Source organism: Hymenobacter lapidiphilus (assembly GCF_013377885.1).
GTDB classification, from domain to species: Bacteria; Bacteroidota; Bacteroidia; order Cytophagales; family Hymenobacteraceae; genus Hymenobacter; species Hymenobacter lapidiphilus.
Window position 1 is genome coordinate 1 of sequence record NZ_JABKAU010000075.1, and the last position, 5,526, is coordinate 5,526.

A 5,526-nucleotide genomic window follows, 5' to 3' on the forward strand; every position below is an offset into this window, starting at 1 on the left:
ACTGGCCGAAATGCGGGCCGCTACCGCTCGGCTGCATGACGCCACTTAAGACGCTGGCCGGCATATACCGCAGCACCCAGGACGGTTGCACCCGCCGGGTGTACTGGCACACCAGCGGCCCGGAGCGCGCGCCGGTGCATACGCTTTACGCGGCCCGCACCCGCCCCGGCCAGCCCGAGGAAGCCCCTTACGTGCTGGAGCTGGATTACTTCACTAAGCGCCTGGCTGGCTTCGGCTGCTGGGTGCTGCTACTTGACCCCACGATATGAATATGCTTTCCACGCTGGGCCTTGCCACGATGCAGCCCACCGCCCCCGTTTCTTCACTGGCCCTGTCTGCCCGGCCAGTGCCGAGCCGCACCCGCCGGCTGGCAAACTTGCTGATAGCGCCCCGCCTGCGGCCATCTGAACACCCCGACCCGGCAGTGCAGCACCAGGCCGCCGGCTTGATTACGCTGCTCTCGGCCGGCATTGTGATGGTCGATAGCTCTACCCGGCAGCTCGAAAAGATGGGCCTATTCAAGTTCGCCGCCATTCAGGCGCTGAAAATGCTCATGAAGCAGGCCGACAAGCTGCTGAGCGCCACGCAGGACAAGTTCGATGCCGAGGACTCGGACGCCACCAACTACGTCTGCCAGGCCCTGGAACTGGTAACCGCGCGCTTTTGCCAGCTCACGCCCGCCCAAATGGATGCCAGTCTGCGCCACATGGATGAGATGATCCGGCTGAATCTGGCCTACGTGCCAGCCCCTACGCCTACCGCTGCTACCCTTACATAAGCTACCATGTCCCTGAAAACCACCAACCTGTCGGGCGTCCGCTCCTTCGTCTCCAACTGGCACCAGCGCAATCTGGCCGTGCTCGACACGAACGATCTGGAACGCATCCTTAAAACGGCCAGCCATCTGCCTGCTCTCGCGGATAGCTTCAACGCGATGGCCCTGGTGCGCCGCGCCAACGCCGAACTAGCCCGCCGGCAGCAGGCACTTGCCCCGCCCGTAGCACTGGCCTTTGCCTCACCCGTGGCCATTGAAGCCCCCACGCGCCCGCGCCTGATTGCCTACGTGGGCCGGGGTGCTTACGAGGCCAGCAAACCCCAACCACAAGCATGAAGAAGCTCACGCCCCAAAACGCGGCCAGCTGGAGCCGCCCCGACCTGGTGGCCCGCGCCGCCGAACTACGCGCCGCCGAACTCGGCAGCCTCTACAGTAGCGCCGCCCGCACCGATGAGCTGCGCCGGGTGCGGGTGCTGCTGGCCGCCACCGTGCCGCCCCGGCCGTGTTAGCGCCCCACCGCCCGGCCCTGCTGCCCCGCCACTACCTGACCACCGGCGGCTGCCTGGTGCGGGTGTACCTGCCCCGGTGCTACCCGGTGGCCGGCACCCGCGCCCGGTTGCGCTGGCAACGGCACTGGCCGCAGGTGGCGGCTAGGCTGTGGCGGCGGGTGTGGGATTCTTTGAACGATTAACGACTGAACGGATGGATTACACTTATCGAGGCGACAAACACACCGCCGAACACTTAAAAGGCCAGCCGTGTGAGGCGGTACGCAACGCCGCCGGCAAGTGCATCCGTGGCCGCAACGCCAATATGCTGGTGCGCTTCGCCAATGGAGATCAGCACGTTGTGCTTGCCCGCCAACTTCGCAAACTAACCACCTGAACGGATGGAACAATACCCCGCACAACTAGCCGAGCAAGACAAACAGGTAATCGACCAGCTGCTTGATGCCGTAACCCGCGCCAAGTTTGCCAGCAACGATTATGCTCTGAATGGCGACCTCGTTATGGCCGCGCTAAAGGTGAGCGGCCGGCTGCAGATAGCCCGCGCCGAGCTCGAGGATCAGCACAACAAGGGCCGTTCCCCATTGTGCGCCCGCTGCCAAAACGGCCCGGCCATCTGCGAGTGCGCCACTGACGGGCCTAAAATCCGCGTGAAGGCCGAAGCCTACGAACACCGGATATACGAGCTGGAAGTGGCCTTTATGATGGAATTGGACGGTACGCCCGAAAGCGCAGCCGCCAAGGAAAGGATGGAGCGTGTAACGGCCAGCTACTACCGCTACTACCCCGGCCGGCCGCTGAACCCAAAGCCCAAGCCAAGTCAGCAGCCGAACGTAGCATCCGCTTCGTTCGGGCCGCCGGCCAAGAAGCCCCGCAAGCCCTACACCAAACGCCCCGCCTGATGCGCCCCACCCACCGCCTCAAGTGGCGGAAGGTGCTGCGGGGGCGGGCAGGGCTGCACGGTCGGCCGCCAGCAGCGACTTGATGAGGCCCGCCAGTGTCAGCCCGCGCCGTTTGGCGTGGGCCTGGTAGGCGGCCTTTTCTTCCTCCGAGTCGAAGGTGAAAGTATAGGCGCGGGCGTTGCGGGTGGCTGTCTTTCCTTCCATCCTGCGAAAGTAATGAACATTTATCTTCCATTGCCCTTGCTATTTGATTACGTTAGTAATACATTAGCATAAGCAACGCAATCAGAGTAAGCCCCGGCAAAGGGTTTGTCCGATTTCAACAGGGCCGCCGTCACGGCCTCGCACAGTCTTAAGGTGTTTGCCGCACCTAAACCGACAGCCCCCGCGCCTAACTATGACGGAGTTAGGCCGGGGGATTGTCATTTAATCGGCACCTAATGAAGTCCTATTCCTTTTACTTCAACGCCTCCGACTGGCTCGCTTCACCTTCTGTGAAGATGATGAGCAAGGCCGAGCGGGGCGTGTATATCGGGCTGCTGGCTTCCGCCTGGGAGAGTCCCGAGCAAGGGACGCTGCCTGCCAGCGCCGACAAGGTGCGGCGGTTGGCGGAAATGAGTCTCGAAGAATGGGCCGAAAGTGGCGAGGTGCTGCTGGAGAAGTTCCCCCTTTCGGCGTGTGGCACCTTCCGTTACAACCCGCGCCTGCTGGCTGAAGCTGACAAGGAACGCGCCCGTAGCCTCAAGGCCAAAGCATCGGCCGATAAGCGTTGGCAGTCCGAACGCAATGCGAACGCATCGAATACGGATGCGAACGCACCCGAAAAACCATGCGAACGCAATGCTATAGTTAAGTTAAGTAAAGTAAAGAAAGAAGATAAATCTTCTTCTACTGCGCTTCGCTCAACACGCGCACCGAAGCCTGAGCCGGAACACTTCGCTGACTTCTGGCAAGCCTACCCCCGCAAGGTGGCCAAGCCCCAAGCCCTGAAAGCCTTCTCAAAACTCAGTCCCGACGAATGCGCCGCCGCCGCCGGCTGGGCGCGCGACTGGTTCGCCCGCCGCACTGACTGGATCAACGCCGATACCGCTGCCGACTACCGGCCCTATCCGGCTACTTGGTTAAACGACCGACGCTGGACTGAGCTTGCCGAACCCGTCATCATTCCCATCACTTCCGCCACTGGCCACTATGGACCTAACTATCAGCAACAGCGCACTACCGGCGGAATCGCCCTCTGCAATGACGACCGCCGCAACGTCGCCCTCGACTTCACTCGCGAACTTAGCCAAGTCGCCGCAGCGACCCGCCATACGGTTAGTGCTGGAGTCCTCGGAACTCTCCCGAATAAACAATTTTGATCTGCTGCTTGACAAGGGATGGGAGGCCCTAACCACAGACATTGCCGAAGACTTCCCTTACCTGACGCTGTTCGAGCTAACGGCCATTGTCAAGATGGGCTGCAAGGGTAAGCTCGACAAGTACAAGTCCAGCCCGCTCAACTACACCCGCATTTATCAGTGGGTCGAACAACGCGCCCCGTTCTGCCTCAGCTTCTGGCAGCACCACCACGGCCCGGCCACCGCCTGGGCTACCCACTGCCTAGGAGAAGAAACCCTCCTGGCCATGGTGGCGCAGCAACCCGACCCGGCCGGCATGAAGCGCAGTCTTTACCACAGCCTGATCCGGCGCGAAACAGAGAAGCGGCTCGAAATGGATGGAACGGCCTACCCTTCACCCGCCCACCATCAAGTGCATCAGTCGCTTACTGCTGACTTCGCCCGATGGGCAGCCAAGTACCCCGCCTACCATACCCGGCATCACTACGAGCTTTTCCAGTAACGACATGGCCGCTCCCTTTCAATCTTCCCTCGATCAAGCCATGGCCCCGCTGCTGGAGCGCACCGCCCGCCGGGTAGCCCGGCTGAAAAAGCTGGCCACGCTTCCCCGCAGCGAAGCCAATGACCGCGCCATGGCTGCCGAACAGCGCGAAATCACTTTAGCGGCTGAACTAAGCCAGGCCATGGGCCGGGTTGCGGGGCAAATGCAGCGCGTCATTACCCACAATACGGCCAAGTGCCATGAGCTGGGTGCCGCCATTACCCACCACGCGGCCGAAGCCCGGCAATGGGAGGCCCGGTTTTATCAGGCCGTCAGCTGCCTGCCGGAACTGCCCGAAGAAAATTGGCCGCCGGTTGCCGCGACTGCCCTTCGGGCCATGTACCGCATCAACCTGCGGACTGCCGACCCCGCCGCCTTTCAACAGCTATTTGCCCCCGCTCGCCATGTTTAACATCCCCGGCCTAGAGCTTTCCGCCGCGCCTGCCTCCGCCGCCGCCCCGCGCAACTACGAAGCCGGCGTGCACCGCGTCAGCCGGGTACGTGAGGCCATGCGCTACGGTCATGCCCATGGCAAGCCCCGTGGCACAAGCACTTACTTCCGCGACTTTGATGCGCATTGGACCCACAAGGCCGGCGAAATAACGCTCACCACTGGCTACGCCAACCATGGCAAATCGGAAATGATGGATGAGCTGGAGTTGATAAAGTCGGTGCACGAGCCTGACAAGGCATGGGCCGTATTCTCCCCCGAAAACGCCCCGGCCGATGAGTTTTACGATAGCCTGGTGCACAAGCTCACCGGCTACAGCCCCGACCCCGACTGGTGCCGTCAATACAACCGGCTACAGGTGTCGCCGCAGGCATACGACCGGGCCATGGATTGGCTGGAAGACCACATTATTGTCATCAACCCGCCGGGCGAAGAGAAGCCCACCATGGAGTGCCTGCTCGATTACTTCGACTACGTGCACGGCCAGACCCCGCTATTTGGCGTCCGGTTGGACCCGTGGAATCAGCTGTTTCACGAAATGAAGGGCCAGCGGGATGATCAGTACCTGAGCGAGAAGCTGTCTGATCTGGCCCGCTGGACGATGCAGGAGGACCGGCCGCTATGCGTTCACCTCGTAGCCCACCCCCGCAACCCGGCCAAGCTCAAAGACGGGGAGCTGCCGGTACCGGATCAATTCGACCTAAGCAGCGGGGCCATGTTCGGCAACAAGGTCTGGAACGTGCTCACCTGCCACCGCCCGCAATACCACGTCAGCAAATCCGACACGTCGGTGCAATGGTGGGCACACAAGATCAAAAAGCAAAAGCGCGTTGGCCGCCCCGGCTTCATTGACCTGGGCTATGACTACCTGAGCAACCGCTATATGCTCGGCGGCCACTCGCCCATGGAAGCGGCTGCCGGCTGGCTCTTCAAGGGCATTCCACTAACGGCCGCCGGTGGCGCGGCTGAATCGGCCCGCGTGCAGGCCAACGATTTTCCAGAAAGCACCTT

The 5,526-nt window shown here is 62.0% G+C and carries 12 protein-coding genes; 11 read left to right on the forward strand and 1 reads right to left on the reverse strand.

What is annotated here, in order from left to right:
• The 7 genes from HW554_RS19920 to HW554_RS19950 all read left to right on the forward strand — a co-directional run.
• Positions 1 to 269 (forward strand): hypothetical protein (locus HW554_RS19920; RefSeq protein ID WP_218134802.1); only part of this gene is annotated, 269 nt, incomplete at its 5' end.
• Positions 266 to 778: a hypothetical protein gene (locus HW554_RS19925; protein WP_176910281.1), complete on the forward strand. Its 513-nt coding sequence runs from the start codon at positions 266 to 268 to the stop codon at positions 776 to 778. The genes HW554_RS19920 and HW554_RS19925, both read left to right, overlap by 4 nt.
• 6 nt (positions 779 to 784) lie before the next feature.
• On the forward strand, positions 785 to 1,111 hold the full coding sequence (locus HW554_RS19930) for a hypothetical protein (protein ID WP_176910282.1): 327 nt from the start codon (positions 785 to 787) through the stop codon (positions 1,109 to 1,111).
• Positions 1,108 to 1,284 (forward strand): hypothetical protein, encoded by a 177-nt coding sequence (locus tag HW554_RS19935; protein ID WP_176910283.1) that lies wholly within the window; start codon positions 1,108 to 1,110, stop codon positions 1,282 to 1,284. The genes HW554_RS19930 and HW554_RS19935 overlap by 4 nt, the downstream gene beginning before the upstream one ends.
• Complete coding sequence (locus tag HW554_RS19940; RefSeq protein WP_176910284.1) at positions 1,278 to 1,466, forward strand: hypothetical protein; 189 nt, start codon at positions 1,278 to 1,280, stop codon at positions 1,464 to 1,466. The genes HW554_RS19935 and HW554_RS19940 overlap by 7 nt, the downstream gene beginning before the upstream one ends.
• A gap of 11 nt (positions 1,467 to 1,477) precedes the next feature.
• Positions 1,478 to 1,660, forward strand: coding sequence for a hypothetical protein (locus HW554_RS19945; protein WP_176910285.1), 183 nt, complete (start codon positions 1,478 to 1,480; stop codon positions 1,658 to 1,660).
• Between the two features lie 4 nt (positions 1,661 to 1,664).
• Positions 1,665 to 2,183, forward strand: coding sequence for a hypothetical protein (locus HW554_RS19950; protein ID WP_176910286.1), 519 nt, complete (start codon positions 1,665 to 1,667; stop codon positions 2,181 to 2,183).
• Positions 2,184 to 2,201: 18 nt separating this feature from the next.
• Here the strand turns inward: HW554_RS19950 and HW554_RS19955 are convergent, their stop codons facing one another.
• A complete protein-coding gene (locus HW554_RS19955; RefSeq protein WP_176910287.1) occupies positions 2,202 to 2,387 on the reverse strand; it encodes a hypothetical protein in 186 nt (61 codons plus the stop codon).
• A 236-nt stretch (positions 2,388 to 2,623) separates the two neighbouring features.
• Between HW554_RS19955 and HW554_RS19960 the strand changes: the two genes are divergently transcribed.
• The 4 genes from HW554_RS19960 to HW554_RS19975 all read left to right on the forward strand — a co-directional run.
• On the forward strand, positions 2,624 to 3,544 hold the full coding sequence (locus HW554_RS19960; RefSeq protein WP_176910288.1) for a DUF1376 domain-containing protein: 921 nt from the start codon (positions 2,624 to 2,626) through the stop codon (positions 3,542 to 3,544).
• A complete protein-coding gene (locus HW554_RS19965) occupies positions 3,504 to 4,025 on the forward strand; it encodes a hypothetical protein (RefSeq protein WP_176910289.1) in 522 nt (173 codons plus the stop codon). Before HW554_RS19960 ends, HW554_RS19965 begins: the two co-directional genes overlap by 41 nt.
• 4 nt (positions 4,026 to 4,029) lie before the next feature.
• A complete protein-coding gene (locus tag HW554_RS19970; RefSeq protein ID WP_176910290.1) occupies positions 4,030 to 4,476 on the forward strand; it encodes a hypothetical protein in 447 nt (148 codons plus the stop codon).
• Positions 4,469 to 5,526 (forward strand): hypothetical protein (locus HW554_RS19975; RefSeq protein WP_176910291.1); only part of this gene is annotated, 1,058 nt, incomplete at its 3' end. The genes HW554_RS19970 and HW554_RS19975, both read left to right, overlap by 8 nt.

What these genes read in the sequence shown, in the direction of transcription:
- HW554_RS19960 (WP_176910288.1), top strand. Translation starts at nt 2,624, where the DNA reads ATGAAGTCCTATTCCTTTTACTTCAACGCCTCCGACTGGCTCGCTTCA.
- HW554_RS19955 (WP_176910287.1), bottom strand. Translation starts at nt 2,387, where the DNA reads ATGGAAGGAAAGACAGCCACCCGCAACGCCCGCGCCTATACTTTCACC.
- HW554_RS19925 (WP_176910281.1), top strand. Translation starts at nt 266, where the DNA reads ATGAATATGCTTTCCACGCTGGGCCTTGCCACGATGCAGCCCACCGCC.
- HW554_RS19945 (WP_176910285.1), top strand. Translation starts at nt 1,478, where the DNA reads ATGGATTACACTTATCGAGGCGACAAACACACCGCCGAACACTTAAAA.
- HW554_RS19930 (WP_176910282.1), top strand. Translation starts at nt 785, where the DNA reads ATGTCCCTGAAAACCACCAACCTGTCGGGCGTCCGCTCCTTCGTCTCC.
- HW554_RS19970 (WP_176910290.1), top strand. Translation starts at nt 4,030, where the DNA reads ATGGCCGCTCCCTTTCAATCTTCCCTCGATCAAGCCATGGCCCCGCTG.
- HW554_RS19950 (WP_176910286.1), top strand. Translation starts at nt 1,665, where the DNA reads ATGGAACAATACCCCGCACAACTAGCCGAGCAAGACAAACAGGTAATC.
- HW554_RS19935 (WP_176910283.1), top strand. Translation starts at nt 1,108, where the DNA reads ATGAAGAAGCTCACGCCCCAAAACGCGGCCAGCTGGAGCCGCCCCGAC.